Origin of the sequence: Trujillonella endophytica (assembly GCF_900110555.1) — a bacterium.
Taxonomy (GTDB): domain Bacteria; phylum Actinomycetota; class Actinomycetes; order Mycobacteriales; family Geodermatophilaceae; genus Trujillonella; species Trujillonella endophytica.
Genome location: NZ_FOEE01000003.1, coordinates 148,982 through 173,756 on the forward strand (window position 1 = coordinate 148,982; position 24,775 = coordinate 173,756).

Annotated in this window: 41 protein-coding genes; 36 read left to right on the top strand and 5 right to left on the bottom strand. The window is 71.6% G+C overall.

Annotation, left to right across the window (positions count from 1 at the left end):
* Window positions 1–14: 14 nt before the first annotated feature.
* The 33 genes from rpsJ to truA all read left to right on the top strand — a co-directional run bounded on the left by rpsJ (window position 15) and on the right by truA (window position 18,555).
* Window positions 15–320, top strand: coding sequence for a 30S ribosomal protein S10 (gene rpsJ / locus BMY88_RS05910; RefSeq protein ID WP_014742859.1), 306 nt, complete (start codon window positions 15–17; stop codon window positions 318–320).
* Window positions 321–329: 9 nt separating this feature from the next.
* Window positions 330–992, top strand: coding sequence for a 50S ribosomal protein L3 (rplC, locus tag BMY88_RS05915; protein ID WP_091941166.1), 663 nt, complete (start codon window positions 330–332; stop codon window positions 990–992).
* The gene (gene rplD, locus BMY88_RS05920; RefSeq protein ID WP_244524474.1) at window positions 989–1,723 is read left to right on the top strand and encodes a 50S ribosomal protein L4; all 735 of its coding nucleotides are present in this window, start codon (window positions 989–991) and stop codon (window positions 1,721–1,723) included. Before rplC ends, rplD begins: the two co-directional genes overlap by 4 nt.
* The gene (gene rplW / locus BMY88_RS05925) at window positions 1,720–2,022 is read left to right on the top strand and encodes a 50S ribosomal protein L23 (protein WP_091941168.1); all 303 of its coding nucleotides are present in this window, start codon (window positions 1,720–1,722) and stop codon (window positions 2,020–2,022) included. The genes rplD and rplW overlap by 4 nt, the downstream gene beginning before the upstream one ends.
* A 43-nt stretch (window positions 2,023–2,065) precedes the next feature.
* The gene (gene rplB / locus BMY88_RS05930; RefSeq protein WP_091941170.1) at window positions 2,066–2,899 is read left to right on the top strand and encodes a 50S ribosomal protein L2; all 834 of its coding nucleotides are present in this window, start codon (window positions 2,066–2,068) and stop codon (window positions 2,897–2,899) included.
* Between the two features lie 21 nt (window positions 2,900–2,920).
* On the top strand, window positions 2,921–3,202 hold the full coding sequence (gene rpsS / locus BMY88_RS05935) for a 30S ribosomal protein S19 (RefSeq protein ID WP_029340037.1): 282 nt from the start codon (window positions 2,921–2,923) through the stop codon (window positions 3,200–3,202).
* Between the two features lie 32 nt (window positions 3,203–3,234).
* Window positions 3,235–3,687: a 50S ribosomal protein L22 gene (gene rplV / locus BMY88_RS05940; RefSeq protein ID WP_428978306.1), complete on the top strand. Its 453-nt coding sequence runs from the start codon at window positions 3,235–3,237 to the stop codon at window positions 3,685–3,687.
* Entirely contained in the window at window positions 3,687–4,598 is a 912-nt protein-coding gene (gene rpsC, locus BMY88_RS05945) for a 30S ribosomal protein S3 (RefSeq protein ID WP_091941174.1), read from the top strand. The genes rplV and rpsC overlap by 1 nt, the downstream gene beginning before the upstream one ends.
* Window positions 4,599–4,601: 3 nt before the next feature.
* The gene (rplP, locus tag BMY88_RS05950; protein WP_029433459.1) at window positions 4,602–5,018 is read left to right on the top strand and encodes a 50S ribosomal protein L16; all 417 of its coding nucleotides are present in this window, start codon (window positions 4,602–4,604) and stop codon (window positions 5,016–5,018) included.
* On the top strand, window positions 5,018–5,251 hold the full coding sequence (gene rpmC / locus BMY88_RS05955) for a 50S ribosomal protein L29 (protein WP_091929105.1): 234 nt from the start codon (window positions 5,018–5,020) through the stop codon (window positions 5,249–5,251). Before rplP ends, rpmC begins: the two co-directional genes overlap by 1 nt.
* Window positions 5,248–5,559 carry a 30S ribosomal protein S17 gene (rpsQ, locus tag BMY88_RS05960; protein ID WP_091941176.1) on the top strand — a complete coding sequence of 104 codons (312 nt, stop codon included), beginning with the start codon at window positions 5,248–5,250 and terminating at the stop codon, window positions 5,557–5,559. Before rpmC ends, rpsQ begins: the two co-directional genes overlap by 4 nt.
* A gap of 235 nt (window positions 5,560–5,794) precedes the next feature.
* Window positions 5,795–6,163 (top strand): 50S ribosomal protein L14, encoded by a 369-nt coding sequence (gene rplN, locus BMY88_RS05965; protein WP_026844850.1) that lies wholly within the window; start codon window positions 5,795–5,797, stop codon window positions 6,161–6,163.
* 2 nt (window positions 6,164–6,165) lie between these two features.
* Window positions 6,166–6,525: a 50S ribosomal protein L24 gene (gene rplX, locus BMY88_RS05970; RefSeq protein WP_428978307.1), complete on the top strand. Its 360-nt coding sequence runs from the start codon at window positions 6,166–6,168 to the stop codon at window positions 6,523–6,525.
* Window positions 6,526–6,530: 5 nt separating this feature from the next.
* The gene (rplE, locus tag BMY88_RS05975; protein ID WP_091941178.1) at window positions 6,531–7,115 is read left to right on the top strand and encodes a 50S ribosomal protein L5; all 585 of its coding nucleotides are present in this window, start codon (window positions 6,531–6,533) and stop codon (window positions 7,113–7,115) included.
* Window positions 7,116–7,148: 33 nt separating this feature from the next.
* On the top strand, window positions 7,149–7,334 hold the full coding sequence (locus BMY88_RS05980) for a type Z 30S ribosomal protein S14 (RefSeq protein ID WP_091941180.1): 186 nt from the start codon (window positions 7,149–7,151) through the stop codon (window positions 7,332–7,334).
* Between the two features lie 173 nt (window positions 7,335–7,507).
* A complete protein-coding gene (gene rpsH / locus BMY88_RS05985; protein ID WP_428978308.1) occupies window positions 7,508–7,912 on the top strand; it encodes a 30S ribosomal protein S8 in 405 nt (134 codons plus the stop codon).
* A gap of 15 nt (window positions 7,913–7,927) precedes the next feature.
* Window positions 7,928–8,467 (top strand): 50S ribosomal protein L6, encoded by a 540-nt coding sequence (rplF, locus tag BMY88_RS05990; protein WP_091941184.1) that lies wholly within the window; start codon window positions 7,928–7,930, stop codon window positions 8,465–8,467.
* 38 nt (window positions 8,468–8,505) lie between these two features.
* On the top strand, window positions 8,506–8,874 hold the full coding sequence (gene rplR, locus BMY88_RS05995) for a 50S ribosomal protein L18 (RefSeq protein ID WP_211435515.1): 369 nt from the start codon (window positions 8,506–8,508) through the stop codon (window positions 8,872–8,874).
* Window positions 8,875–8,911: 37 nt separating this feature from the next.
* On the top strand, window positions 8,912–9,526 hold the full coding sequence (gene rpsE, locus BMY88_RS06000) for a 30S ribosomal protein S5 (RefSeq protein ID WP_026857030.1): 615 nt from the start codon (window positions 8,912–8,914) through the stop codon (window positions 9,524–9,526).
* Window position 9,527: 1 nt separating this feature from the next.
* Window positions 9,528–9,707 (top strand): 50S ribosomal protein L30, encoded by a 180-nt coding sequence (rpmD, locus tag BMY88_RS06005; RefSeq protein WP_091941665.1) that lies wholly within the window; start codon window positions 9,528–9,530, stop codon window positions 9,705–9,707.
* A 13-nt stretch (window positions 9,708–9,720) separates the two neighbouring features.
* Window positions 9,721–10,164 (top strand): 50S ribosomal protein L15, encoded by a 444-nt coding sequence (gene rplO / locus BMY88_RS06010; RefSeq protein ID WP_091941186.1) that lies wholly within the window; start codon window positions 9,721–9,723, stop codon window positions 10,162–10,164.
* 181 nt (window positions 10,165–10,345) lie between these two features.
* Window positions 10,346–11,656, top strand: coding sequence for a preprotein translocase subunit SecY (gene secY, locus BMY88_RS06015; RefSeq protein ID WP_091941188.1), 1,311 nt, complete (start codon window positions 10,346–10,348; stop codon window positions 11,654–11,656).
* An 8-nt stretch (window positions 11,657–11,664) separates the two neighbouring features.
* A complete protein-coding gene (locus tag BMY88_RS06020) occupies window positions 11,665–12,270 on the top strand; it encodes an adenylate kinase (protein WP_342008080.1) in 606 nt (201 codons plus the stop codon).
* Window positions 12,271–12,336: 66 nt separating this feature from the next.
* Window positions 12,337–13,140, top strand: a complete 804-nt coding sequence (gene map / locus BMY88_RS06025) for a type I methionyl aminopeptidase (RefSeq protein WP_091941667.1) — start codon at window positions 12,337–12,339, stop codon at window positions 13,138–13,140.
* Window positions 13,141–13,432: 292 nt separating this feature from the next.
* Window positions 13,433–13,654 carry a translation initiation factor IF-1 gene (gene infA, locus BMY88_RS06030; protein WP_012950459.1) on the top strand — a complete coding sequence of 74 codons (222 nt, stop codon included), beginning with the start codon at window positions 13,433–13,435 and terminating at the stop codon, window positions 13,652–13,654.
* Between the two features lie 74 nt (window positions 13,655–13,728).
* Window positions 13,729–13,842, top strand: a complete 114-nt coding sequence (rpmJ, locus tag BMY88_RS06035; protein WP_012950458.1) for a 50S ribosomal protein L36 — start codon at window positions 13,729–13,731, stop codon at window positions 13,840–13,842.
* Between the two features lie 15 nt (window positions 13,843–13,857).
* Entirely contained in the window at window positions 13,858–14,238 is a 381-nt protein-coding gene (rpsM, locus tag BMY88_RS06040) for a 30S ribosomal protein S13 (RefSeq protein WP_091941192.1), read from the top strand.
* A gap of 97 nt (window positions 14,239–14,335) precedes the next feature.
* Window positions 14,336–14,743 carry a 30S ribosomal protein S11 gene (gene rpsK, locus BMY88_RS06045; RefSeq protein ID WP_014377968.1) on the top strand — a complete coding sequence of 136 codons (408 nt, stop codon included), beginning with the start codon at window positions 14,336–14,338 and terminating at the stop codon, window positions 14,741–14,743.
* Window positions 14,744–14,778: 35 nt separating this feature from the next.
* The gene (rpsD, locus tag BMY88_RS06050) at window positions 14,779–15,405 is read left to right on the top strand and encodes a 30S ribosomal protein S4 (RefSeq protein WP_091941194.1); all 627 of its coding nucleotides are present in this window, start codon (window positions 14,779–14,781) and stop codon (window positions 15,403–15,405) included.
* A gap of 148 nt (window positions 15,406–15,553) precedes the next feature.
* A complete protein-coding gene (locus BMY88_RS06055; RefSeq protein WP_091941197.1) occupies window positions 15,554–16,618 on the top strand; it encodes a DNA-directed RNA polymerase subunit alpha in 1,065 nt (354 codons plus the stop codon).
* A gap of 185 nt (window positions 16,619–16,803) precedes the next feature.
* Entirely contained in the window at window positions 16,804–17,403 is a 600-nt protein-coding gene (gene rplQ / locus BMY88_RS24835) for a 50S ribosomal protein L17 (protein WP_091941199.1), read from the top strand.
* Window positions 17,400–17,669, top strand: coding sequence for a hypothetical protein (locus tag BMY88_RS24310; protein ID WP_244524475.1), 270 nt, complete (start codon window positions 17,400–17,402; stop codon window positions 17,667–17,669). The genes rplQ and BMY88_RS24310 overlap by 4 nt, the downstream gene beginning before the upstream one ends.
* A 67-nt stretch (window positions 17,670–17,736) precedes the next feature.
* The gene (truA, locus tag BMY88_RS06070; protein ID WP_342008194.1) at window positions 17,737–18,555 is read left to right on the top strand and encodes a tRNA pseudouridine(38-40) synthase TruA; all 819 of its coding nucleotides are present in this window, start codon (window positions 17,737–17,739) and stop codon (window positions 18,553–18,555) included.
* Here the strand turns inward: truA and BMY88_RS06075 are convergent.
* Complete coding sequence (locus BMY88_RS06075) at window positions 18,530–19,204, bottom strand: NAD(P)H-binding protein (RefSeq protein ID WP_091941203.1); 675 nt, start codon at window positions 19,202–19,204, stop codon at window positions 18,530–18,532. The two genes, truA and BMY88_RS06075, sit on opposite strands and share 26 nt — an antisense overlap.
* 9 nt (window positions 19,205–19,213) lie before the next feature.
* Complete coding sequence (gene mobA, locus BMY88_RS06080; RefSeq protein WP_091941205.1) at window positions 19,214–19,819, bottom strand: molybdenum cofactor guanylyltransferase; 606 nt, start codon at window positions 19,817–19,819, stop codon at window positions 19,214–19,216.
* 41 nt (window positions 19,820–19,860) lie between these two features.
* Here mobA and fdhD point away from each other — a divergent pair, with 41 nt between their 5' ends.
* Window positions 19,861–20,688: a formate dehydrogenase accessory sulfurtransferase FdhD gene (gene fdhD, locus BMY88_RS06085; RefSeq protein WP_091941207.1), complete on the top strand. Its 828-nt coding sequence runs from the start codon at window positions 19,861–19,863 to the stop codon at window positions 20,686–20,688.
* 119 nt (window positions 20,689–20,807) lie between these two features.
* On the opposite strand, the gene BMY88_RS06090 is transcribed toward fdhD, so the two are convergent.
* From BMY88_RS06090 to moeA, 3 genes are read right to left on the bottom strand one after another with little or no spacing between them, the layout of a single operon-like run.
* On the bottom strand, window positions 20,808–21,311 hold the full coding sequence (locus tag BMY88_RS06090) for a MogA/MoaB family molybdenum cofactor biosynthesis protein (protein WP_244524476.1): 504 nt from the start codon (window positions 21,309–21,311) through the stop codon (window positions 20,808–20,810).
* Window positions 21,299–21,772, bottom strand: a complete 474-nt coding sequence (gene moaC, locus BMY88_RS06095; protein ID WP_091941209.1) for a cyclic pyranopterin monophosphate synthase MoaC — start codon at window positions 21,770–21,772, stop codon at window positions 21,299–21,301. The genes BMY88_RS06090 and moaC overlap by 13 nt, the downstream gene beginning before the upstream one ends.
* A complete protein-coding gene (moeA, locus tag BMY88_RS06100) occupies window positions 21,769–22,977 on the bottom strand; it encodes a molybdopterin molybdotransferase MoeA (protein WP_091941211.1) in 1,209 nt (402 codons plus the stop codon). Before moeA ends, moaC begins: the two co-directional genes overlap by 4 nt.
* 70 nt (window positions 22,978–23,047) lie before the next feature.
* Here moeA and BMY88_RS06105 point away from each other — a divergent pair, with 70 nt between their 5' ends.
* Both BMY88_RS06105 and BMY88_RS06110 read left to right on the top strand, forming a co-directional pair.
* Window positions 23,048–23,536: a beta-class carbonic anhydrase gene (locus BMY88_RS06105; protein ID WP_091941213.1), complete on the top strand. Its 489-nt coding sequence runs from the start codon at window positions 23,048–23,050 to the stop codon at window positions 23,534–23,536.
* Window positions 23,533–24,738, top strand: coding sequence for a DUF7373 family lipoprotein (locus tag BMY88_RS06110; protein ID WP_091941215.1), 1,206 nt, complete (start codon window positions 23,533–23,535; stop codon window positions 24,736–24,738). The genes BMY88_RS06105 and BMY88_RS06110 overlap by 4 nt, the downstream gene beginning before the upstream one ends.
* The last annotated feature ends 37 nt before the right edge of the window (window positions 24,739–24,775 follow it).

Here is a 24,775-nt window from a genome sequence, read left to right on the forward strand (position 1 = left end):
GAGCGAGAACAGCGATGGCGGGACAGAAGATCCGCATCCGGCTGAAGGCCTACGACCACGAGGCCATCGATGCCTCGGCGCGGCGCATCGTGGACACGGTGACCAAGACCGGTGCGCGCGTCGTCGGCCCGGTGCCGCTGCCGACGGAGAAGAACGTGTACTGCGTCATCCGCTCCCCGCACAAGTACAAGGACTCGCGGGAGCACTTCGAGATGCGCACGCACAAGCGGCTCATCGACATCCTCGACCCGACGCCGAAGACGGTCGACGCGCTCATGCGCATCGACCTCCCGGCCTCGGTCGACGTCAACATCCAGTAAGGGGGAGTCATGGCGAGCAACTTCCGCGGGCTCCTCGGCGAGAAGCTGGGCATGACCCAGGTCTTCGACGAGAACAACCGCATCGTGCCGGTGACCGTCGTCAAGGCGGGGCCGTGCGTGGTCACCCAGGTGCGCACCCCCGAGGTGGACGGCTACTCCGCCGTCCAGATCGGCTTCGGTGAGATCGACCCCCGCAAGGTGAACAAGCCCGAGGGTGGCCACTTCGCCAAGGCCGGCGTGACGCCGCGCCGCCACGTGGTGGAGCTGCGTACCAACGACGCGTCCACCTACACCGTCGGCCAGGAGCTGACGGCCGAGGTCCTCGAGGGCGTCGCGAAGGTCGACGTCATCGGCACCAGCAAGGGCAAGGGCACCGCCGGTGTCATGAAGAGGCACGGGTTCAAGGGCCTGGGCGCCGGTCACGGCACCCAGCGCAAGCACCGGTCGCCCGGCTCCATCGGCGGCGCCTCGACCCCCGGCCGGGTCTTCAAGGGCCTGCGCATGGCCGGCCGCATGGGTGCGGTCAAGACGACGACGCTCTCGCTCACCGTCCACAAGGTGGACACCGAGCGCGGGCTGCTGCTGATCAAGGGCGCGATCCCCGGTCCGAAGGGCGGCCTCGTGCTCGTCCGTTCGGCCGTCAAGGGCGGCCCCGTGGGGAGTGACAAGTGACCAGCCTGATCAAGGGCGATTCCGCCCAGACGCGCGCCGACCGCCAGGTCGACGTCCGCACGCCGGCGGGCGAGGCCACCGGCAGCGTGACGCTGCCCGGTGAGCTCTTCGACGCCAACGCGAACGTCTCGCTGATGCACCAGGTCGTCGTGGCGCAGCTCGCTGCCGCGCGACAGGGCACGCACTCGACGAAGACCCGCGGCAAGGTGCGCGGCGGTGGCGTCAAGCCCTACCGCCAGAAGGGCACCGGCCGCGCCCGTCAGGGCTCGATCCGCGCCCCGCAGTTCACCGGCGGTGGCATCGTCCACGGCCCGCAGCCGCGCGACTACACCCAGCGGACCCCCAAGAAGATGAAGGCGGCCGCCCTGCGCGGGGCCCTCTCCGACCGGGCCCGCGAGGACCGCGTGCACGTGATCACCACCTTCATCGAGGGCGACGCCCCGAAGACGAAGGAGGCGCTCAAGGCGCTCGACGCCGTGACCCAGGCCAAGCGCGTCCTCGTGGTCCTCGACCACGACGACGTCCTCAACTGGATCAGCCTGCGCAACGAGCCCCGGGTGCACCTGCTCGAGGCGGGACAGCTGAACACGTACGACGTGCTGCTCTCCGACGAGATCGTCTTCACGGAGGCGGCGCTCGCGGAGTTCGTCGCCGGACCGGTCCGCCGCTCGGCCAAGCCCGACATCGAGGTCGAGAGCTCCTCCACCGACACCACCGAGGAGAAGGCGTGACCTTCCACGACGCCCGGGACGTCCTGCTCGCGCCGGTCATCTCGGAGAAGAGCTACGGGCTGCTGGACGAGAACCAGTACACGTTCCTCGTGCACCCCGACGCCAACAAGACGCAGATCAAGATCGCTGTGGCGCAGGTCTTCAATGTGAAGGTCCTCGACGTCAACACGATCAACCGCCAGGGCAAGAAGAAGCGCAGCAAGGGCAACCGCATGGGCAGGCGCCCGAACACCAAGCGCGCCATCGTCTCGCTCGCGCCCGGCGACCGCATCGAGATCTTCGGTGGTCCCGGCGCCTGAGCGCCGGTGACCCTCCGGACCAGAGATAGAGGACTCAAGTCAGATGGCTATCCGCAAGTACAAGCCGACGACGCCGGGCCGCCGTGGCTCCAGCGTCGCCGACTTTGCTGAGGTCACCCGCGACCATCCCGAGAAGTCGCTGGTCCGGCCGCTGCACGGCCGCGGCGGGCGCAACGTCCACGGGAAGGTCACCGCTCGCCACCAGGGCGGCGGTCACAAGCGCGCCTACCGGGTGATCGACTTCCGCCGTGCCGACAAGGACGGCGTGCCCGCCAAGGTCGCGCACATCGAGTACGACCCCAACCGGACGTCGCGCATCGCGCTGCTGCACTTCGCGGACGGCGAGAAGCGCTACATCATCGCGCCGGCCAAGCTGAAGCAGGGTGACTTGGTGGAGTGCGGCCCCGCCGCCGACATCAAGCCCGGCAACAACCTGCCGCTGCGGAACATCCCGGTCGGCACGGTGGTTCACGCCATCGAGCTCCGTCCCGGTGGCGGCGCGAAGATCGCCCGGTCGGCGGGTACCAGCGTGCAGCTGGTCGCCCGCGAGGGCCGGTTCGCCCAGCTGCGCATGCCGTCGGGCGAGATCCGCAACGTCGACGTCCGCTGCCGCGCCACCATCGGCGAGGTCGGCAACGCCGAGCAGTCGAACATCAACTGGGGCAAGGCCGGCCGCATGCGGTGGAAGGGCAAGCGCCCGACCGTCCGCGGTGTCGCCATGAACCCGGTCGACCACCCGCACGGTGGTGGTGAGGGCAAGACCTCCGGTGGGCGCCACCCGGTGAACCCGAAGGGCAAGCCGGAGGGCCGCACGCGCAAGCGCAAGGCCAGTGACGCCCTGATCGTGCGCCGCCGGCGCGCCAACAAGAAGCGCTGAGCGGGATAGGAGCCGACAGACATGCCACGCAGCCTGAAGAAGGGCCCGTTCGTCGACGACCACCTGCTCAAGAAGGTGGACGCGCAGAACGAGAAGGGCACCAAGAACGTGATCCGTACCTGGTCACGCCGCTCGACGATCATCCCGGACATGCTGGGTCACACCCTCGCGGTGCACGACGGCCGCAAGCACGTCCCGGTCTTCGTGACCGAGGCGATGGTCGGGCACAAGCTCGGTGAGTTCGCTCCCACGCGCACCTTCCGTGGGCACATCAAGGACGACCGCCGCTCGCGGCGGGGCTGACCAGGTAGAGAGAGATTCCTATGACTTCCCAGTTGGGACAGGAGACGCCGGTCGCGCGGGCCACGGCCCGCTTCGTCCGCGTCACCCCCATGAAGGCCCGCCGGGTGGTGGATCTCGTCCGCTACCTGCCCACCGACGAGGCCCTGGCCCTGCTGCGCTTCGCGCCGCAGGCGGCCAGTGAGCCGGTGGCGAAGGTGGTGGCCAGCGCCGTCGCCAACGCCGAGCACAACCTGCAGCTCGACCGCAACGCGCTGGTGATCAGCGCCGCGTACGTCGACGAGGGCCCGACGCTCAAGCGGATCCGTCCGCGGGCCCAGGGCCGGGCGTTCCGCATCAACAAGCGGACCAGCCACATCACCGTCGAGGTGAGCGAGGTCGCCTCCAGCGACGAGCTCGCGCAGAAGTCGCGCAAGGCGCGTCGGGACACCGGCCAGTCCGGTCCCGCCACCCAGCAGAAGAGCAACACGAGGGGAGGGACCCGCTAGTGGGTCAGAAGGTCAACCCGCACGGGTTCCGGCTCGGCATCACCACCGACTACAAGTCCCGGTGGTACGCGGACAAGCTGTACAAGGACTACGTCAAGGAAGACGTGGCGATCCGGAAGCTCATGGGCAAGGGCATGGAGCGCGCCGGCATCTCGAAGGTGGAGATCGAGCGCACCCGTGACCGGGTCCGTGTCGACATCCACACCGCCCGTCCCGGCATCGTCATCGGCCGCCGCGGCGCCGAGGCCGACCGCATCCGCGGCGAGCTCGAGAAGCTCACCGGCAAGCAGGTCCAGCTGAACATCCTCGAGGTCAAGAACCCCGAGTCGGACGCGCAGCTGGTCGCCCAGGGCGTGGCCGAGCAGCTGTCGAGCCGGGTCAGCTTCCGTCGCGCCATGCGCAAGGCCATGCAGTCGGCCCAGCGCAGCCCGCAGGTCAAGGGGATCCGGGTGCAGTGCTCCGGTCGCCTCGGCGGCACGGAGATGAGCCGGTCGGAGTTCTACCGCGAGGGCCGGGTGCCGCTGCACACGCTCCGCGCGAACATCGACTACGGCATCTACGAGGCCCGGACGACCTTCGGTCGCATCGGCGTCAAGGTGTGGATCTACAAGGGCGACGTGAGCGGCTCGCGGGCCGAGCGCGCGGCCCTCGAGGCCCTGGCCGACCGCCAGCAGCGTCGCGAGCGCGCGCAGCGCCTGCAGCGTCGCTCGGGCTCCAGCGGCACCACCGCCGGGGGCACCGAGGCCGGCCGCGCGGCGGTCGAGTCCTCGACCGGTCCGGTGGCGGACACCACCGACGCCGTCGTCGCCCAGACCTCGGGCGAGACGCCGGAGACGACGGTCGCCGAGCTCGCCGGTCCCGAGGCCACCGCGGCCGCCGAGACGACGGCCACCGAGAACACGGAGAGCTGAGCCATGCTCATCCCACGGCGGGTCAAGCACCGCAAGCAGCACCACCCGAGCCGCTCCGGCCGGGCCAAGGGCGGCACGGCGATCAACTTCGGTGAGTTCGCCATCCAGGCACTGGAGCCGGCCTACGTCACGAACCGGCAGATCGAGTCGGCTCGTATCGCGATGACGCGCCACATCAAGCGTGGCGGCAAGGTGTGGATCTCGATCTACCCCGACCGCCCGCTGACCAAGAAGCCGGCCGAGACCCGCATGGGTTCGGGCAAGGGCTCGCCCGAGTGGTGGGTGGCCAACGTGAAGCCGGGCCGGGTGCTCTTCGAGCTCTCCGGTGTGGCCGAGCCGGTCGCCCGCGAGGCCATGCGCCGCGCGATCCACAAGCTGCCCATGAAGTGCCGCTTCATCACGCGCGAAGGAGAGGTGTGATGGCCGCCGGTCTGACTGCTCCGGAGCTGCGCGAGCTCTCTGTCGACGAGCTCGCCTCGCGGCTCCGCGAGTCCAAGGAAGAACTGTTCAACCTGCGGTTCCAGGTGGCCACCGGCCAGCTGGACAACAACCGGCGACTGCAGACCGTCCGCCGCGACATCGCGCGGATCTACACGATCATGCGCGAGCGCGAGCTGGGCCTGTCGGTCGCCCCGAACGAGGGTGTGGCATGAGCGAGTCCCAGTCGGCCACCGCCAGCGAGGCGACGTCGAGCGGTCCCGGCCTCGCCGGCCGTGGCTACCGCAAGGTCCGTGAGGGCCTCGTGGTCAGCGACAAGATGGAGAAGACCATCGTCGTCGAGGTCGAGGACCGCGTGAAGCACGGCCTGTACGGCAAGGTCATCCGCCGTACGAGCAAGCTGAAGGCGCACGACGAGCAGGGGGTCGCCGGCGTCGGTGACCGCGTGCAGATCATGGAGACCCGGCCCACCTCCGCCACGAAGCGGTGGCGGCTGGTCGAGGTCCTCGAGAAGGCCAAGTAAGCAGCACCGACGGCTGCGGCCCCGTCGCGAGACGGAGCCCTGCCGACCGGCCCGCGAGGGTCGGGTCCGGAGCAGGTACTCTGGACGACTGGCGCCCCCTCGGGTGCGCGCCACATCCCGGTACCCGTGCCTCGGACGCACCGGCGGCCCAGCCGCCGGTGCGTCCGCACGTGGGTATCGGACAGCCGGTTCACCGTTCCGGCCCGGCTGTCACCACTGAGATTGGGAGTAGGACGTGATCCAGCAGGAGTCGCGACTCCGGGTCGCCGACAACACGGGTGCCAAGGAGATCCTCTGCATCCGTGTCCTCGGCGGGTCCGGGCGACGCTACGCGGGCATCGGCGACGTCATCGTCGCCACCGTGAAGGACGCGTTGCCGGGTGCCGGTGTGAAGAAGGGTGACGTCGTCAAGGCCGTCATCGTCCGCACCGTGAAGGAGCGTCGGCGTCCCGACGGCTCCTACATCCGCTTCGACGAGAACGCCGCCGTGATCATCCGCGACAGCGGCGACCCGCGCGGCACGCGCATCTTCGGCCCCGTGGGCCGCGAGCTGCGCGACAAGCGCTTCATGCGGATCATCTCGCTCGCTCCGGAGGTGTTGTGAGCATGCCTGCCCACAAGAACGACCCCGGCACCAAGAAGGCGCCGTCGATGAAGGTCAAGAAGGGCGACACCGTCGTCGTGCTGTCCGGCAAGGACAAGGGCGCGAAGGGGCGGATCATCGCTGCCTACCCCCAGGTGCAGAAGGTGCTCGTCGAGGGCGTCGGCCGGGTCAAGAAGCACACCCGGATCAGCTCCAACCAGCGCGGCGCCCAGCAGGGCGGGATCGTCACGCAGGAGGCTCCCATCCACGTGAGCAACGTGATGGTGATCGACTCCGAGGACAAGCCGACCCGGGTCGGCTACCGCAAGGACGAGGAAGGCCGCAACATCCGGGTCTCGCGGCGCACCGGTAAGGACCTCTGATCCCCATGAGCGCACCCACCCGTGAGCTGCCCCGCATGCTGGCCCGGTACCGCGAGGAGATCGTGCCGGCCCTGCAGTCGGAGTTCGGCTTCGAGAACATCATGCAGATCCCGCGCCTGACGAAGATCGTCGTCAACATGGGCGTCGGCGAGGCCACCCGTGACGCGAAGCTGATGGACGGCGCGGTCCGCGACCTCACCGCCATCACCGGTCAGAAGCCGGCCGTGGTCCGTGCCCGCAAGTCCATCGCGCAGTTCAAGCTCCGCGAGGGCATGCCGATCGGCGCGAAGGTCACCCTTCGCGGCGACCGCATGTGGGAGTTCCTGGACCGGCTGCTGTCGCTGGCCCTGCCCCGCATCCGTGACTTCCGTGGCCTGAACTCCAAGCAGTTCGACGGCCACGGCAACTACACGTTCGGTCTGACCGAGCAGTCGATGTTCCGCGAGATCGACGTCGACAAGATCGACCGGCCGCGCGGCATGGACATCACGCTGGTCACCACCGCCACCAACGACGACGAGGGTCGTGAGCTGCTCCGGCTGCTCGGCTTCCCCTTCGCCGGCCAGCCCGTCGTCACCACGACCCGCTGATCCGGGCCTTCGAGAGAGCTACAGGAGACCGAGATGGCCAAGAAGGCCCTGATCAACAAGGCGGCCCGCACGCCCAAGTTCGCGGTCCGCGGCTACACCCGCTGCCAGCGCTGCGGTCGCCCGCACGCGGTGTTCCGCAAGTTCGGCCTCTGCCGGATCTGCCTGCGGGAGATGGCCCACGCCGGGGAGCTCCCGGGCGTGCGCAAGTCCAGCTGGTGACCGTCCCCGGTGCCCCCCGCAGCGCGCTCCGCGCGCGGCGGGTCCCGGCACCGGGGCCGTTCCAGACTCACCCGAGTCGACCGGCGCACCATCCGTAGTACCACCGATCGCCGACAGGCCCACCCGAGGTCCGGGTGCGGAACCGCGGCGAGAGAGGCACGACACCCATGACGATGACCGACCCGATCGCGGACATGCTCACGCGTATCCGCAACGCCAACCAGGCGTATCACGACTCCGCGACGATGCCGTCGTCGAAGATCAAGACGCACATCGCCGAGATCCTCCAGCAGCAGGGCTACATCGCCGGCTGGAAGGTGAACGAGGTCGAGAAGGACGGCAGCACCCGCAAGGAGCTGGTCATCGACCTCAAGTACGGGCCGAACCGCGAGCGCAGCATTGCCGGCGTCCGTCGGGTGTCCAAGCCCGGTCTGCGGGTGTACGCCAAGTCGACCGCGCTGCCCAAGGTGCTCGGCGGCCTCGGGGTGGCGATCATCTCCACCTCGACCGGCCTGCTGACCGACCGCCAGGCGAACACGAAGGGCGTGGGTGGGGAAGTCCTCGCCTACGTCTGGTAAGAGGAGCGAGCTGAGATGTCACGGATCGGACGACTCCCGATTCCGGTGCCCGGTGGCGTGGACATCGCCATCGAGGGCCAGACCGTCAACGTGAAGGGCCCCAAGGGGTCCCTGTCCCACACCGTCGCGCCGCCGATCACGGTGGACCGCGGTGAGGACGGCACGCTGCAGGTGGCCCGGCCGGACGACGAGCGGGAGAGCCGGGCCCTGCACGGGCTGTCGCGCACTCTCATCGCCAACATGATCACCGGCGTCACCGAGGGGTACACGAAGACCCTCGAGATCGTCGGTGTCGGTTACCGCGTGCAGGCCCGGGGCTCGGACCTCGAGTTCGCCCTCGGCTTCAGCCACCCGGTGCCCGTCAAGGCGCCGGAGGGCATCACGTTCACCGTCGAGTCGCCCACCCGCCTCCGGGTGGCCGGTATCGACAAGCAGCAGGTGGGCCAGGTCGCGGCCAACATCCGCAAGCTGCGTCGCCCCGACCCGTACAAGGGCAAGGGCGTCCGCTACCAGGGTGAGGTCGTCAAGCGCAAGGTCGGGAAGACGGGTAAGTGATGGCACAGACCGAGAAGAGTGCTCGGGTCCACACACCCGTGGGCACCGACATCAGCACCGCGCGACGGGTGGCCCGGCTGCGCCGGCACAACCGGCTGCGCAAGCGCGTCGCCGGCACGCCGGCGCGTCCGCGCCTGGTGGTCAAGCGCAGCGCGCGCCACATCCACGTCCAGGTCGTCGACGACACCGCGGGCCACACCCTGGTCAGCGCCTCCACGCTGGACGCCAGCCTGCGGACGGCGGAGGGCGACAAGTCCTCCCTGGCCCGTCGGGTCGGCGCGCTGGTCGCGGAGCGGGCCAAGGCGGCGGGGATCACCGCGGTGGTCTTCGACCGTGGTGGCAACCGCTACCAGGGCCGGATTGCCGCGCTGGCCGACGGCGCGCGCGAGGGCGGACTGGACTTCTGATGACCAGCACGCACACCGAGATCGAGAGGGACGTCTGATGCCAGGACCACAGCGACGCGGCGGCGGCGCCGGCGGCGGTAACGACCGCCGCGACCGCCGCGACGGCGGGCGGGGGCCGGGCGGCGCTCCCGCCGAGAAGAGCAACTACATCGAGCGCGTGGTCGCCATCAACCGCGTGTCCAAGGTCGTCAAGGGCGGTCGGCGCTTCAGCTTCACCGCCCTGGTGATCGTGGGCGACGGCGACGGCACCGTGGGTGTCGGTTACGGCAAGGCCAAGGAGGTGCCCGCGGCGATCGCCAAGGGTGTCGAGGAGGCCAAGAAGCACTTCTACAAGGTGCCGCGCATCGCCAGCACCATCCCGCACCCCGTGCAGGGTGAGGCGGCGGCCGGTGTCGTGCTGCTCAAGCCGGCCAGTCCGGGTACCGGCGTCATCGCCGGTGGCCCGGTGCGTGCCGTGCTCGAGTGCGCCGGCATCCACGACGTGCTCTCGAAGAGCCTCGGCTCGTCGAACCCCATCAACATCGTGCACGCCACCATGCAGGCGCTGAAGGACCTCGTTCGTCCCGAGGAGATCGCGGCGCGCCGCGGTCTGCCCCTCGAGGACGTGGCCCCGGCCGCCATGCTGCGGGCGCGTGCGGGCCAGGGGGTCTGACATGCCTCAGCTGAAGGTCACCCAGATCAAGTCCGCGATCGGCACGAAGCCCAACCAGCGCCAGACGCTGCGTTCCCTGGGCCTCAAGCGGATCAACGACTCTGTCGTGCAGGAGGACCGTCCCGAGATCCGCGGGATGGTCGCCACGGTGCCGCACCTGGTCACCGTCGAAGAGGTGTGAGGAAAGACTCGCTATGACACTGAAGGTCCACCACCTCCGTCCGGCCAAGGGCGCCAACACCAAGAAGACCCGCGTGGGTCGTGGTGAGGGCTCCAAGGGCAAGACCGCCGGTCGCGGCACCAAGGGCACCGGCGCGCGCGGCACCACGTCCGCGCGCTTCGAGGGCGGGCAGACGCCGCTGCACATGCGGCTGCCCAAGCTGTCGGGCTTCAAGAGCCCCAACAAGGTCGTCTTCCAGGTCGTCAACCTCGACCGGATCGCGGCGCTGTTCCCGCAGGGGGGCACCGTCGACAACGACACGCTCGTGGCCGCCGGCGCCGTGCGCCGTGGCCAGCCGGTCAAGATCCTCGGCACCGGCGAGCTCGGCGGCGTTGCGGTGAACGTGCACGCGCAGGCGTTCTCGTCGTCGGCCGCCGAGAAGATCTCCGCAGCCGGGGGCAGCACCACGCTCGTCTGAGCCGCCGATGACCCCCGGGGCGCGCCTCCCTCAGTGAGGCGGGCGCCCCGGGGGTCATCTGCTGCCCGGCTCGCGCCGCGGTCCCGACCCGACGGCCGCCCTGCCGGGCCCCACCGCGAGTTGGCCGGCGGCGGGGAGCAGGCTGGTCCTTACACTCACACGACGAACTCGGGGAGGGCACGTGCTGCAGGCATTCGCCGCGGCGTTCCGGACGCCAGACCTCCGGCGCAAGTTGCTGTTCTCCCTGGGCGTCATCGCCATCTACCGGCTCGGGGCCGCGATCCCGGGTCCCGGTGTCTCGGTCGAGGCGATTAACAGCTGTCTCGAGCAGGCCCAGGCCTCCGACCAGCGGGACCTCTACTCGCTGGTCAACCTGTTCTCCGGCGGTGCGCTGCTCCGGCTGTCGATCTTCGCGCTCGGGATCATGCCGTACATCACGGCGAGCATCATCGTGCAGCTGCTGGTCGTGGTCATCCCGCGGTTCGAGCAGCTCAAGAAGGAAGGGCAGTCGGGTCAGGCCAAGCTGACCCAGTACACCCGGTACCTCACGATCGCGCTCGCCGTCCTGCAGAGCACGGGGATCATCGCGCTGGCCCGTAGCGGCCAGCTCTTCCCGAACTGCACCGAGCAGATCATCGAGTCCGACTCCGTCTGGTCGACCATCGTCCTGGTCATCGCCCTGACCGCCGGCACCGCCGTGATCATGTGGCTGGGCGAGCTGCTGACCGAGAAGGGGATCGGCAACGGCATGTCCGTGCTGATCTTCACGTCGATCGCCGCGCGCATCCCCGCCGAGGGCGGCTCGATCCTGCAGACCCGCGGCGGCTTCATCTTCGCCATCGTCTGCGTCATCGCCGTGGTCATCATCGGCACCGTCGTCTTCGTCGAGCAGGCCCAGCGGCGGATCCCGGTGCAGTACGCCAAGCGCATGGTCGGCAGACGGATGTACGGCGGGACGTCGACGTACCTGCCGCTCAAGGTGAACCAGGCCGGCGTCATCCCCGTCATCTTCGCGTCGTCGCTGCTGTACCTGCCGCAGCTGATCACGCAGCTGCAGGGGGACGAGACGGGCGGAGTCCGCCGGTTCGTCGAGAAGTACGTGATCGATCAGAGCAGCCCGGCGCACATCGCGATCTACTTCGGGTTGATCATCTTCTTCACGTACTTCTACGTGTCGATCACGTTCAACCCCGAAGAACGGGCCGACGACATGAAGCGCTACGGCGGCTTCATCCCGGGCATCCGGCCGGGGCGCCCGACCGCGGAGTACCTGCAGTACGTGCTGTCCCGCATCACCCTCCCCGGATCGATCTACCTGGGGCTCGTGGCAGTCTTGCCCAACCTGTTCCTCTCCATCACGCAGGAGGGACAGAACCAGAACTTCCCGTTCGGCGGGACGGCGGTGCTCATCATGGTCGGAGTGGGGTTGGAGACGGTGAAGCAGATCGAGACGCAACTCAACCAGCGCAACTACGAAGGGTTCCTGAAGTAGTGCGCGTCGTGCTGCTCGGTCCCCCCGGTGCCGGCAAGGGGACCCAGGCCCAGGTCATCGCCTCCCACCTGAGCGCTCCGGCCATCTCGACGGGCGACATCTTCCGCGCCAACGTCAGCGGCCGGACCGAGCTCGGTACCAAGGCGAAGGCCTACATGGACGCCGGCGACCTGGTCCCCGACGAGATCACGGTGGCCATGGTCAAGGACCGGCTGGCCGAGCCCGACGCCAAGGCGGGCTTCCTGCTGGACGGCTTCCCGCGCACGATCGCGCAGGCCGAGCAGCTGCGGGACTCCCTCGCCGAGCTGGGGAACGGGCTGGACTGCGTGCTGGAGCTCGTCGTCGACGAGGACGAGCTCGTGCGCCGCCTCTCGAGCCGCCGCATGCTCGTCGACGGCGAGTGGGTCCAGCGGGACGACGACAAGCCCGAGACGGTGCGGCACCGCCTGCACGTCTACCGGGAGCAGACCGCCCCGCTGTCCGGCTTCTACGAGGGCGAGGGGCTGCTGGCGCGCATCGACGCCATCGGCAGCGTCGAGGAGGTCACCGCGCGGGCGCTGGAGGCCCTGGGGCGGACCCCCGGGAGCGTGCCCGCGCCGCAGGACGGCGAGTAGGCGCACACCGCCGTGTCGGCCGGGATCCTCAGCCGCCTGCCCCTGCTGGCGAAGTGGAGTGGACGGATGATCCAGATCAAGACACCCCAGGAGCTCGAGCTCATGCGGGCGGCGGGGCTGGTGGTGGCCGACGCGATCGCGGCGGTCCGGGTGGCGGTGCGGCCCGGCGTCACCACCGGTGAACTGGACGCCATCGCCGAGGACACCATCCGCAGTGCGGGCGCCGTCCCCTCCTTCCTGGGCTACCACGGCTTCACGGGCAGCATCTGCGCGTCGGTCAACGACGAGATCGTGCACGGCATCCCGAGCCCGACGCGGACCCTCGCCGCCGGCGATAACATTTCCATCGACTGCGGCGCCATCCTGGCCGGCTGGCACGGCGACTCCGCGGTGACCCTGACGGTGGGGGAGCCCTCGGCCGAGGACGCTGCCCTGATGGCGGTGACCGAGCGGTCGATGTGGGCCGGCCTGGCCGCGGCCGTTGCCGGGAACCGGTTGACCGACATCAGCCACGCGGTGGAGCAGGTGATCGTCGCCGACGCCCACGCGTACGGCATCGTCGACCACTACGGCGGCCACGGCATCGGCACCGAGATGCACCAGGACCCCCACGTGCTCAACCACGGGCGTCCCGGCCGCGGGCCGCGGCTCGTCCCGGGCCTCGCCCTGGCGATCGAACCGATGGTCACCGTGGGGGATCCCGCCACCGTGGAGCTGGACGACGGCTGGACCGTCGTCACCAAGGACGGGTCGCGCGCCGCGCACTTCGAGCACACCGTGGCCGTCACGCCGGACGGCCCGTGGGTCCTGACGGCCGAGGACGGCGGCGTCGCCGGCCTCACCCCGTTCGGCATCACGCCGCGTTCGTGACGCAACGGGCCCCGACGACCGGAGCCCGCCGGCCCCCCGCAGGACCCCGCCACGAGCGTGCGAGCGGTGGGGAGCGGGAGGTCTTTCGTGTGACGGGGACCCGGTTGGAGCGCCGGGCGGGGGCGGGGTACAGTGAACGACGGCGTTCGCGCCGCTCTGTCGTCGTGCTGTGGCCGCAAGACGCAGGGCGCCCTCGCGAGAACGTCGGTGCACCATCTGCTCCGTAAACCAGCGCACCGCCCCGCCGGGTCCCGGCATGGGCGTGAATCGAGTCAGGGAGGCCGTGTAGGGCATGGCGAAGAAAGACGGGGCCATCGAGGTCGAGGGTCGCGTCGTCGAGCCCCTGCCCAACGCGATGTTCCGGGTCGAGCTGCAGAACGGGCACCGGGTGCTCGCCCACATCAGCGGCAAGATGCGGCAGCACTACATCCGCATCCTGCCCGAGGACCGCGTGGTCGTGGAGCTCTCGCCCTACGACCTCACCCGCGGTCGCATCGTCTACCGGTACAAGTAACCGCTGTGCCGCGGCGCCCGATCCCGGGCCGAGCGCGGCCGGCGCACGATCGACAGGAATGAGGGGCGGCACCGGTGAAGGTCCAGCCGTCGGTGAAGAAGATCTGCGACAAGTGCAAGGTGATCCGCCGGCACGGCCGGGTCATGGTCATCTGCGACAACGCCCGCCACAAGCAGCGGCAGGGCTGAGGGAGTACCTGAGACATGGCACGACTGGCTGGCGTAGACCTGCCCCGCGAGAAGCGGATGGAGATCGCGCTCACCTACATCTACGGGATCGGCAAGGCCCACGCACAGGAGACCTTGGCCGCGACGGGCGTCAGCCCGGACCTGCGCGCCAAGGACCTCAGTGACGAGGACCTGCTGAAGCTGCGCGACTACATCGACGAGCACTTCCGCGTCGAGGGTGACCTGCGCCGCGAGGTGGCTGCCGACATCCGCCGCAAGGTGGAGATCGGCTGCTACCAGGGGCTGCGTCACCGCCGTGGGCTTCCGGTCCACGGGCAGCGCACCAAGACCAATGCGCGCTCGAGCAAGGGCCCGCGCAAGACCATCGCCGGCAAGAAGAAGGCCGGCAAGAAGTAAGCCGCCGGCGCGCCGTCGCAGCGACCCGTGAGGGCGGGAGCGACGGCGCGCAGCGAGCTGCATCTGGCCACTGAAACGCTGAAGGAACCGGAGAGACATGCCTCCCAGGGCTCGCGCCGCGGCTGGTGCCAAGAAGGTCCGCCGCAAGGAGAAGAAGAACGTCGCCCACGGCGCCGCGCACATCAAGAGCACGTTCAACAACACGATCGTGTCGATCACCGACCCGAACGGGAACGTGATCAGCTGGGCCTCGGCCGGCCACGTCGGCTTCAAGGGGTCGCGCAAGTCGACCCCGTTCGCCGCGCAGATGGCGGCGGAGAACGCCGCCCGCAAGGCGCAGGAGCACGGCATGCGCAAGGTCGACGTTTTCGTGAAGGGTCCCGGCTCCGGCCGGGAGACCGCGATCCGCTCCCTGCAGGCCACCGGTCTCGAGGTGGGTCAGATCCAGGACGTGACGCCGCAGCCGCACAACGGCTGCCGCCCCAAGAAGCGCCGCCGGGTCTGACCGGTCACTGACGAGACGAACGAGGAGTACCTGACGTGGCCCGTTACACCGGAGCCGACTGCCGCCTGTGTCGGCGCGAGAAGATGAAGCTGTTCCTCAAGGGCAGCAAGTGCGAGTCCCCGAAGTGCCCGATCGAGATCCGGCCCTACCCGCCGGGCGAGCACGGCCGGGGTCGCAGCAAGGACAGCGAGTACCTCCTGCAGCTGCGCGAGAAGCAGAAGGCCCGCCGCATCTACGGCGTGCTGGAGAAGCAGTTCCGCGGCTACTACGAGGAGGCGAACAAGAAGTCGGGCAAGACCGGTGAGGTCCTGCTGCAGATCCTCGAGTCGCGCCTCGACAACGTGGTCTACCGGGCCGGCTTCGCCGAGTCCCGCGACATGGCCCGCCAGCTGGTGCGCCACGGCCACATCCGGGTGAACGGCCGCAAGGTCGACATCCCGTCGTACCGCGTCAGCGCGAACGACATCATCGAGGTCTCGGAGAAGTCCCGGACGATGCTGCCGTTCGAGATCGCCCAGGCCCGTGCCGGCGAGCGGCCCGTGCCGCCGTGGCTGGAGGTCATCAGCAGCCAGCTGCGCGTGCTCGTGCACAGCGTGCCGGCCCGCCAGGTGATCGACACCCCGGTGCAGGAGCAGCTGATCGTGGAGCTCTACTCCAAGTAGCAGGAGACGGGCCCCCTGCTCCCACCGGTCGCGGTGGGACCCTGCAGGGGGCCCGGGTTCCGGCGGGCGGACCGATGTCCGCCGGAGCCAGCACCACCCCCTCACGGCGTCATATGGCGGTCGCCGGAGGACACGAAGGAGAACCACCGTGCTCATCGCACAGCGCCCCACCCTGACCGAGGAGACGATCTCCGAGCAGCGCTCGCGGTTCGTCATCGAGCCGCTGGAGCCCGGCTTCGGCTACACGCTCGGCAACTCCCTGCGTCGCACCCTGCTGTCGTCGATCCCCGGTGCTGCCGTGACCAGCATCCGGATCGAGGGCACCCTGCACGAGTTCACCACCGTGCCGGGCGTCAAGGAGGACGTCACCGAGATCATCCTGAACCTCAAGGGTCTCGTGGTCAGCTCCGACTCCGACGAGCCGGTGACCATGTACCTGCGCAAGCAGGGCCCCGGTGAGGTGACCGCCGCCGACATCGCGCCCCCGGCCGGTGTCGAGGTGCACAACCCCGACATGCACATCGCCACGCTGAACGGCAAGGGTCGGCTCGAGATCGAGCTGGTCGTCGAGCGGGGTCGGGGCTACGTGCCCGCGCCGCAGAACAAGCAGCCCGGCCAGGAGATCGGCCGCATCCCCGTGGACTCGATCTACTCGCCGGTCCTCAAGGTCACCTACGCCGTCGAGGCGACGCGTGTCGAGCAGCGGACCGACTTCGACCGGCTCGTCGTCGATGTCGAGACCAAGCCGTCGATCGTCCCCCGTGACGCCATCGCCAGCGCCGGCTCCACGCTGGTCGAGCTCTTCGGCCTGCTGCGCGAGCTGAACCTCGACGCCGAGGGCATCGAGGTCGGGCCCAGCCCGGCCGAGGCCGCCGACATCGCGAACTTCTCGATGCCGATCGAGGACATGGACCTCACGGTCCGGTCCTACAACTGCCTCAAGCGCGAGGGCGTGCACACCGTCGGTGAGCTCGTCACCCGCTCCGAGGCGGACCTGCTGGACATCCGCAACTTCGGGGCCAAGTCCATCGACGAGGTCAAGATGAAGCTGGCCGCGATGGGCCTGGCCCTCAAGGACAGCCCGCCCGGGTTCATCCCGAGCTCCATCGAGAGCTACGACGAGGGCTACGAGACCGACGCGTACCAGACCACCGGGTACGCCGAGGGCGGCGACTTCGGCGACGCGGTGTACCAGGAGACCGAGCAGCTCTGAGCAGTCCGGTGCCGGACGGCGGGCCAGCCCCGCCGTCCGGTGCCGTCCCGGCACCCGCCACACTGGGTGCCACGGAATCCAGCACCAGCCAGCTCCGCCCTCCGCGGGCGAGGCGACGCACCGGAACACGAACAGCATGGCTGCGGCCCGGCACGACCGCCTGCGCCGCCTGAGGAAGGACCGACATGCCCACCCCCACCAAGGGCCCCCGTCTCGGCGGTTCCCCGTCGCACGAGCGGCTGATGCTGGCGAACCTGGCCACCTCGCTGTTCGAGCACGGCCGGATCACCACCACCGAGGCGAAGGCCAAGCGGCTGCGCCCGCTGGCCGAGAAGCTGGTGACCTTCGCCAAGCGCGGTGACCTGCACGCGCGTCGTCAGGTCATGACGACGATCCGTGACAAGGACGTCGTCCACCACCTCTTCGCCGAGATCGGTCCCCGGTTCGAGAACCGGCCCGGCGGCTACACCCGGATCACCAAGGTCGGGCCGCGCAAGGGCGACAACGCCCCCATGGCGGTCATCGAGCTGGTCGAGGCCCTGACCGTCGCCCAGCAGGCCGTCGGCGAGGCCGAGCGGGCCCGCGGCACGCAGTTCGCGACCAGCGCCGGCACCGCCGCCGCCGGCGGCGAGGTCACCGCCGACGCCCTGGAGCAGGCCGACAGTGCCGACTCGGCGGAGAGCGCCGACAGCGCGGACTCGCCCGACGAGGTCGACGCCGAGTCAGCCGACGAGACGGCCGAGGCGGCCGACGAGACCGCCGAGGACGCGGACGGCGCCAAGTGACCGAGCCGGACGGCGACACCACGCCGGGCACGGCCGACGCCGAGGCGCAGGAGGTCGTCACCGACGTGTTCAGCCCTGACGGCAACCGGCAGGACTTCTCGTCGGTCGTGGCCCAGCCGGAGCGGCAGAACATCTCGATCGTCGACGACCCCGGCCTGTCCCCGGAGGTCGCGAGCGCGGCCGCCGCGGAGATCGAGGCCGCCGAGCTCGGGGACGCTGCCAGCCAGCAGTACGAGGGCGGGGACTCCGCTCCCGACCCCCAGTGACGCCCTGAACGCGCACCACCCCGACGAGCCCGTCACCGATCCCGGTGGCGGGCTCGTCCGTCTCCGGATCGAGCAGCGCAGCGGCCTGGTCCGGGTCCGCTTCGACGTCGCCTACGACGGGACGGCGCTGCACGGCTGGGCCCGGCAGCCCGACCAGCGGACGGTGCAGGCCGACCTCGAGGAGGGCCTGGCCCGCGTGCTGCGCGTCCCGGTGTCGCTGACCGTCGCCGGCCGCACGGACGCGGGGGTGCACGCGACGGGCCAGGTGGCCCACGCCGACCTGCAGCGACCGGTCTGGGAGGAGCAGCGCGGCAAGCTCGTCCGGCGGCTGCGCGGCGTGCTGCCCCGCGACATCGCCGTCCGTGCCGTGCGCGAGGTCCCGTTCGACTTCGACGCCCGGTTCTCGGCGCTGGCCCGCCACTACGTCTACCGCCTCACCGACGTCGACGCCGGCCCCGATCCGTTGCGCCGGGCCGACACCGTCGGCTGGCCGCGCCGGCTCGACGCCGACGCCATGGCGGCCGCGGCGGCCCCGCTGGTCGGGCTGCACGACTTCGCCGCCTTCTGCCGCCGGCGGGAGGGCGCCACGACCATCCGGACCCTGCTGGACCTGCGCGTGACCCGCGAGGGCGACCTGGTCCGGGTGCACGCCTCCGCCGACGCGTTCTGCCACTCGATGGTGCGCAGCCTCGTGGGCGCCCTGACGGCCGTCGGCGAGAGTCGGCGGACGGCGGACTGGCCCGCGGCGCTGCTCCGGTCGTCCGAGCGGTCCAGCGAGGTCCCCGTCGTCCCGCCGGGCGGGCTCACCCTCCTGCGGGTCGACTACCCGCCCGACGACGAGCTCGCCGCGCGGGCCGAGGTCACCCGCGCGGTCCGGCCGACCTGACCGCCTCGGCGACCGGGGTCGGCCCCGACACCAGCTCGAGCACCGCGCCGTCGAGGGGCGCGTCGAGCAGGGCGACCAGGACGGCGGCGACGTCGTCGCGCGGAACGGAGCCGCGGTCGACCGACGGTGCCAGCGTGACCGACCCCGTGCCGGCGTCGTCGGTGAGCCCGCCCGGCCGCAGCACCGTCACCGCGAGCCCCGGCCGGCCGAGGACCGCCTCCTCGGCCGCGAGCTTGGCCCGCAGGTAGGCGGTGAAGACCTCGTCGACGCCCTCGGGTGTCGCCCCGCCCGCGACCAGGTCGGCCCCCATGGAGGAGACCAGCAGGTAGGTGCGGACGCCGGCCCGCTCGGCCGCGTCGGCGAGCAGGACGGCGGCGGCGCGGTCGACCGTGTCCTTGCGGGCGATGCCGCTGCCCGGACCGGCGCCCGCAGCGAAGACCACCGCATCGGCGCCCCGGACGACCGCGGCCACGTCGTCCACCGACGCCGTCTCCAGGTCCAGGACGGCCGGATCGACGCCGTCGTCGGCGAGATCGGACCGGTGGGCCGGGTTGCGGACGATCCCGACCACCGAGTCCCCGCGGGCGGACAGCAGGCGGCCGAGACGGCGGGCGATCTGGCCGTGGGCGCCGGCGACGACGATGCGCATGCGACGCCCCTACCCGTCGGCCGGGGCGGCACTCCCCGCGGCGGCGGCGGCGCGGGCGCGGGCGAGGTCCGCGGGAGTGTCGCAGTCGGTCCACGGCGCCGGCCGGTCCGGCTCGACCGGGGGCCGCCACCGGGTGAACGTCAGCGGCGACAGCACCCGTCGCACCGGTGCGTGCGCCGGCGCCCCGGTCAGGGCCGTCCGCAGCGCCGCGGTGCGCCACACCCCGAGCAGCAACTGGTCGCGGCCGGCGTCGTCCACCACCAGCACGCCGTCGGCCGTGAGCCGGTCGCGCAGCGCCCGGACGAGCTCCGCGGTCAGGAAGGGCAGGTCGCCGGCCAGGACCGCGACGACGTCGGTGTCGACCCGCGCGAGGCCGGCGCGCATCGCGGCGACGGGGCCGCCGCCCGGCGGCTGCTCGCGGAGCACCTGGACGCCGGCGGGGACGGGCTGCGGCGGGCCCACGACCAGCCGGGTCCGGGCGTCGGCGACGGCGGCGAGCACGGCGGCGAGCATCGACCGCCCGCCGACCTCCAGCTGGGGCTTGGCCTGACCCCCGAGCCGGGCGGCCCGGCCCCCGGCCAGGACGACGGCGGCGTAGGGCGGCAGCGCGGGCACGAGCGAACCGTAGGGCCCTTGCGTGGGTACCGTCGCCCGACGTGGGACGAGTCACCAGCCGGACACCGGTACTGCGCATCCGCGGCGAGCAGCGGAGCACGCGCCCGGACACGGTCGCCGCGGAGGAGCCGCTGGAGATCCGGCTGTCGGGGTCCCCGCTGGCGGTCACGATGCGCACCCCGGGGGACGACTTCGACCTGGTGCACGGCTTCCTCGCGACCGAGGGTGTCATCGCGTCGGCCGCCGATGTCCTGGCGCTGCGCTACTGCGACTCGGTGGACGCCGACGGGCGCAACACCTACAACGTGGTCGACGTCGACCTGGCGCCCGGCGTGCAGCCGCCGGACACGGCGCTGGACCGCAACTTCCTGACCTCCAGCTCGTGCGGCGTCTGCGGAAAGGCCAGCATCGACGCGATCCGGACCCGCACCCGCCACGACGTCGCCGCCGACGCGCTCCGGCTGCCCCTGGAGGTCCTGCTGGGCCTGCCCGACCGGCTGCGGGCCGCGCAGCAGGTGTTCGACAGGACCGGTGGGCTGCACGGGGCAGGGCTGTTCACCGTCGCCGGCGAGCTGGTCGCGGTGCGGGAGGACGTGGGACGGCACAACGCCGTGGACAAGGTGGTGGGCGACGCCGTCCGCGCGGGCCGGCTGCCGCTGTCCGGGCACGTGCTCGTGGTGAGCGGACGGGCCAGCTTCGAGCTCACGCAGAAGGCGGCGATGGCCGGCATCCCCGTGCTGGCCGCGGTGTCGGCGCCGTCGTCGCTGGCCGTGGAGCTGGCCGCCGACGTCGGCATCACCCTCGTCGGTTTCCTCCGCGGCGACGGCTGCAACGTCTACTCGCGCACCGACCGGCTCGCCCTTGACTGAGGCCGCCCTGCGGGGCTCGTGCCGGAGTGGGCCCCGAAGGGGTTCGCGAAGGGTGCGAGGGCAGGGCTCAGCGGAGCAGGAGACGGCACGTGGTCGCGGTGTCGGCCGGTAGGCCGACGTCAGATGTGGTCGCCGCCGCGGAGCTGGCTGACCACGTGGGGGAGCAGCGGACCGAGGACGGCGAGGCCGTCGCGGACGCCTCCGGTCGAGCCCGGCAGGTTCACGATCAGCGTCCGGCCCGCGGTGCCGGCCAGCCCGCGGGACAACACCGCCGTCGGCACCTGCGGGGCGCCGTAGCGGCGGACGGCGTCGGCGATGCCCGGGGCCTCCCGCTCCAGCACGTCCCGGGTCGCCTCGGGGGTGACGTCGGTGGGGGAGAGGCCCGTGCCGCCGGTGGTCAGGACGACGTCGGCGCCCGAGGCCACCGCCTCGCGCAGCACGCGGGCCAGCTCCTCGCGGTCGTCGGGGAGCACGTGCGGGCCGTCGACGACGAAGCCCAGGCCGCGCAGCCCCTCGGCCAGCACCTCACCGCTGCGGTCGGGATAGACCCCGGCCGCGGCGCGGTTGGACGCGGTGACGACGACGGCGCGAGCCCCCTCGACCAGGCCGTTCACCGGCGCCACTCGCCGCTCTTGCCGCCGGACTTGGCCAGCAGCCGCACGTCGGTGATGGAGGCCCGCGGGTCCACCGCCTTCACCATGTCGATCATCGTCAGCCCGGCGACGGCGACCGACGTCAGCGCCTCCATCTCGACGCCGGTGCGGTCGGCCGTGCGCGCGGTGGCGGTGATCTCGACGGCTTCGTCGGTGACCTCGAGCTCGACCCGCACGCCGTGCAGCGCGATGGGGTGGCACAGCGGCACGAGGTCCGGCGTCCGCTTGGCCCCGGCGATGCCGGCGATGCGGGCCACCGCGATCGCGTCACCCTTCGGCACGCCCTCGCCGCGCAGCAGCGCGACCACCTCCGGGCTGACCAGGACGCGGCCGGCCGCGGTGGCCTCGCGGGCGGTGACCGCCTTCGCGGAGACGTCCACCATCCGGGCGGCGCCGGAGTCGTCGACGTGGGTCAGGCGGGGCTCGCTCATTGCAGTGCTCCCTCGATCAGCACGACGTCCACGGAGGCGCCGGCGGGCAGGTCGGTGACGTCTTCGGGGACGACGACCAGGCAGTTGGCACGGGCCAGGTGGGCGACCAGGTGCGATCCGGGGCCGCCGACCTGCGAGACGCGCCCGCCGTCGTAGCGGCCGCGGAGGAACTGGCGGCGCCCGGCGGGGGAGCGCAGCGGCTCGGCCAGGACGGCGGGGGCGTGCAGCCGGTCGGGGGCGGCGTGCCCGAGGGCGCGGCGCAGGGCCGGGCGCACGAAGACCTCGAAGGAGACGAACGCGCTGACCGGGTTGCCGGGGAGCGTCACCACCGGGACGCCGTCCACCGTGCCGGCGCCCTGGGGCCCGCCGGGCTGCATGGCCACCTTGAGGAACTCCACGGTGCCCAGGGCGGCGAAGGCGTCCTTGACCACCTCGTACGCGCCGGCGCTCACCCCGCCGCTGGTGATCAGCAGGTCGGCCGCGTCGTCGCCCCGCCCGGCGAGCTCGGCGCGCACGGTGGCGAGGAACTGGTCGACGTCGTCGGGCACGAAGTGCAGCCGCCGGGCGACACCCCCCGCATCGTCCACGGCGGCGACGAGCAGCGCGGAGTTGGACTCGTAGATCTGCCCCGGGAGCAGGTCGGCGCCGGGCTCGACCAGCTCGCTGCCGGTGGAGAGCACGAGCACGCGCGGTCGCCGGGCGACGAGCAGCTCCCGGTGGCCCACCGCTGCGGCGAGGCCGAGCTGCGCGGCGCCCAGCGGCGTGCCGGCGGCGATCGCGACGGTGCCCGCGGCGATGTCCTCGCCGGCCCGGCGCAGGTGCGTGCCGACCGCGGGGCTGGAGCGGATCTCCACCGTCGTCGTGCCGGCGTCGGTCAGCTCCACCGGCACGATGACGTCGGCGCCGGCGGGCAGCGGGGCGCCGGTCATGATCCGCTGCACCGTTCCCGGCGCCAGCGGCCGGACGTCGGTGCGGCCGGCCGGGACGTCGTCGGCCACCGGCAGGCGCGCCGGCAGGTCGGCCAGCTCCGCGGCGCGGGCGGCGTAGCCGTCCATGGCCGAGTTGTCGAAGCCGGGGAGGGCGACCAGCGCCGGCAGGTCGGCGGCCAGCACCCGGCCGTGGGCCTGCTCCAGCGGCACCCGCTCGGCCCGCATGACCGGCAGCAGGCCGGCGACCACTGCCCGGTGTTCCTCGACCGTCCGCACCCGCCCATCCTGTCCGATGGGCCGCAGCTAGGGTCGATCCGCCCTGGCAGGACGGACGGAAGGCAGGTCGATGGCGGAGTACGAGCAGATGCTGGCGGCGAACGAGGAGTGGGCGAAGTCCTTCCCCGGGAGCAAGCCGGTCGCCCCGGGGCGCAAGACGGCGGTCGTCGCCTGCATGGACTCCCGGATCCCGCTCTTCGGCGTGCTGGGCCTCGCGGTCGGCGACGCGCACGTCATCCGCAACGCCGGTGGCGTGATCACCGAGGACACCATCCGCTCGCTGACGATCTCCCAGCACGTGCTGGGCACCCGCGAGATCGTGCTGGTCCACCACACCGACTGCGGCCTGCAGAAGACCGACGACGCCGGGCTCGCCGATCTCGTCGAGCAGGCCACCGGGCACCGGCCGCCGTGGGCGGCGCGCACCTTCACCGACGTGGACGCGGACGTGCGGGAGTCCATCCGGCTGCTGAACGAGTCCCCGTACCTGCTGTCCAAGGACATCTGCGGCACCGTCTACGACGTCGAGACGGGCCGGCTGCGCCAGGTCGAGCCGTGACGCGGGGGTGGTGGGCCCGGACGGCGGGGCTGCTGCTGCTCACGGCGGTGGCCGGCTGCACGAGCACCGTCGAGGGCACCGCCAGCCCCGCCACGACCGTCGAGCCGACGCCCACCACCTCGAGCGCGCCGGCGACCACCGAGCCGAGCGAGCCGCCGCTCGACATCATCCCGCCGCCGCCCCGCGGCGTGGGCCTGCTGCTCGAGGCCCACCGCATCGCGTCGGTCACCGCGCTGGTGGAGACGAGCTTCCCCGACCGCACCGAGGCGTGCTTCCCGTCGGGCCCGTCGACGTCGCCCGACGCCCTCGAGTCCGTCTACTTCACCGCGGGCACGGCGGCCGGCATCCTGGAGGACTACGGGTTCGTCACCGCCTGGGGCCAGTGCAACCAGACCGCCGACGGCTCGTCGGCCACGCTGACGCTCGTCATGGAGCTCTCCGACCCCGAGGCCGCGGCCCGGGCGGCGAACGAGCTGGTCGACGCGCAGGCGATCGACGGCTTCCAGGTGGTCCCCGTCGAGACCGACGGCGGCGCGCTCCTGCTCCAGGAGGGCGACCGGGCGACGGTGCAGGCGTTCCTGCCGTTCGGCCGCACGGTGGCCTACGTGTGGCACGAGGGGCTCGCCTCCGCGGCCGCCGCCGACCTCACCCGGCTGCTGGCCGACCAGGAGGCGCTGCTGCGGAACTTCACGCCGACACCCCAGGCCGACGTCCCGAACCTGCCGACCGACCCCGACGGGCTGCAGGCCATGACGCTGGACCCGCCGGGCGACTTCAATGACTTCTCCGGCCCCTACGACTTCGAGGGCTACCTGCGGATCGCCATCGATCCGGGGCGGGAGCGCGAGCTGCTCGGGGCCAACGGCTTCGCCGGGTTCTACGCCAAGCAGTCCGACGAGGGCGACGCCCTGTACGCCGTCGCGGTGTACCGGTTCGGGTCGACCGAGCAGACCAACGCCGTCTACAACGGCTTCCGGGAGCTGGAGACGACGGCCTTCGGGGGGACGCCGTTCGTGCTGCCGGCCATCCCCGAGGCGCCCTGCTTCGTCTTCGACCAGGGCGGCGGGCAGTTCTACCAGCGCTGCTACGTCGGCTTCCGGACCCTGCTGGCCAGCGTCGACGTCGGGGGGCTCACCGCCGCGGACGACTACACCCGGATGAACGAGCTCCTCCCGGCCCAGCGCGCCCTCATCGCGGACTGAAGAAGGACCACCCTTCCCCCACGCCTCGCAGGCTCGG

Coding starts and splice junctions, on each gene's coding strand:
- rplO (WP_091941186.1), top strand. CDS start 9,721: ATGACACTGAAGGTCCACCACCTCCGTCCGGCCAAGGGCGCCAACACC.
- rplF (WP_091941184.1), top strand. CDS start 7,928: ATGTCACGGATCGGACGACTCCCGATTCCGGTGCCCGGTGGCGTGGAC.
- rpsE (WP_026857030.1), top strand. CDS start 8,912: ATGCCAGGACCACAGCGACGCGGCGGCGGCGCCGGCGGCGGTAACGAC.
- rpsH (WP_428978308.1), top strand. CDS start 7,508: ATGACCGACCCGATCGCGGACATGCTCACGCGTATCCGCAACGCCAAC.
- rpsK (WP_014377968.1), top strand. CDS start 14,336: ATGCCTCCCAGGGCTCGCGCCGCGGCTGGTGCCAAGAAGGTCCGCCGC.
- rpsQ (WP_091941176.1), top strand. CDS start 5,248: ATGAGCGAGTCCCAGTCGGCCACCGCCAGCGAGGCGACGTCGAGCGGT.
- rpsS (WP_029340037.1), top strand. CDS start 2,921: ATGCCACGCAGCCTGAAGAAGGGCCCGTTCGTCGACGACCACCTGCTC.
- rplB (WP_091941170.1), top strand. CDS start 2,066: ATGGCTATCCGCAAGTACAAGCCGACGACGCCGGGCCGCCGTGGCTCC.
- rpmC (WP_091929105.1), top strand. CDS start 5,018: ATGGCCGCCGGTCTGACTGCTCCGGAGCTGCGCGAGCTCTCTGTCGAC.
- BMY88_RS06075 (WP_091941203.1), bottom strand. CDS start 19,204: ATGCGCATCGTCGTCGCCGGCGCCCACGGCCAGATCGCCCGCCGTCTC.
- rplP (WP_029433459.1), top strand. CDS start 4,602: ATGCTCATCCCACGGCGGGTCAAGCACCGCAAGCAGCACCACCCGAGC.
- infA (WP_012950459.1), top strand. CDS start 13,433: ATGGCGAAGAAAGACGGGGCCATCGAGGTCGAGGGTCGCGTCGTCGAG.
- rplC (WP_091941166.1), top strand. CDS start 330: ATGGCGAGCAACTTCCGCGGGCTCCTCGGCGAGAAGCTGGGCATGACC.
- rpsJ (WP_014742859.1), top strand. CDS start 15: ATGGCGGGACAGAAGATCCGCATCCGGCTGAAGGCCTACGACCACGAG.
- rplQ (WP_091941199.1), top strand. CDS start 16,804: ATGCCCACCCCCACCAAGGGCCCCCGTCTCGGCGGTTCCCCGTCGCAC.
- moaC (WP_091941209.1), bottom strand. CDS start 21,772: ATGAGCGAGCCCCGCCTGACCCACGTCGACGACTCCGGCGCCGCCCGG.
- BMY88_RS06105 (WP_091941213.1), top strand. CDS start 23,048: ATGGCGGAGTACGAGCAGATGCTGGCGGCGAACGAGGAGTGGGCGAAG.
- rplX (WP_428978307.1), top strand. CDS start 6,166: ATGCCTGCCCACAAGAACGACCCCGGCACCAAGAAGGCGCCGTCGATG.
- rplE (WP_091941178.1), top strand. CDS start 6,531: ATGAGCGCACCCACCCGTGAGCTGCCCCGCATGCTGGCCCGGTACCGC.
- BMY88_RS05980 (WP_091941180.1), top strand. CDS start 7,149: ATGGCCAAGAAGGCCCTGATCAACAAGGCGGCCCGCACGCCCAAGTTC.
- rpmD (WP_091941665.1), top strand. CDS start 9,528: ATGCCTCAGCTGAAGGTCACCCAGATCAAGTCCGCGATCGGCACGAAG.
- rpsM (WP_091941192.1), top strand. CDS start 13,858: ATGGCACGACTGGCTGGCGTAGACCTGCCCCGCGAGAAGCGGATGGAG.
- map (WP_091941667.1), top strand. CDS start 12,337: ATGATCCAGATCAAGACACCCCAGGAGCTCGAGCTCATGCGGGCGGCG.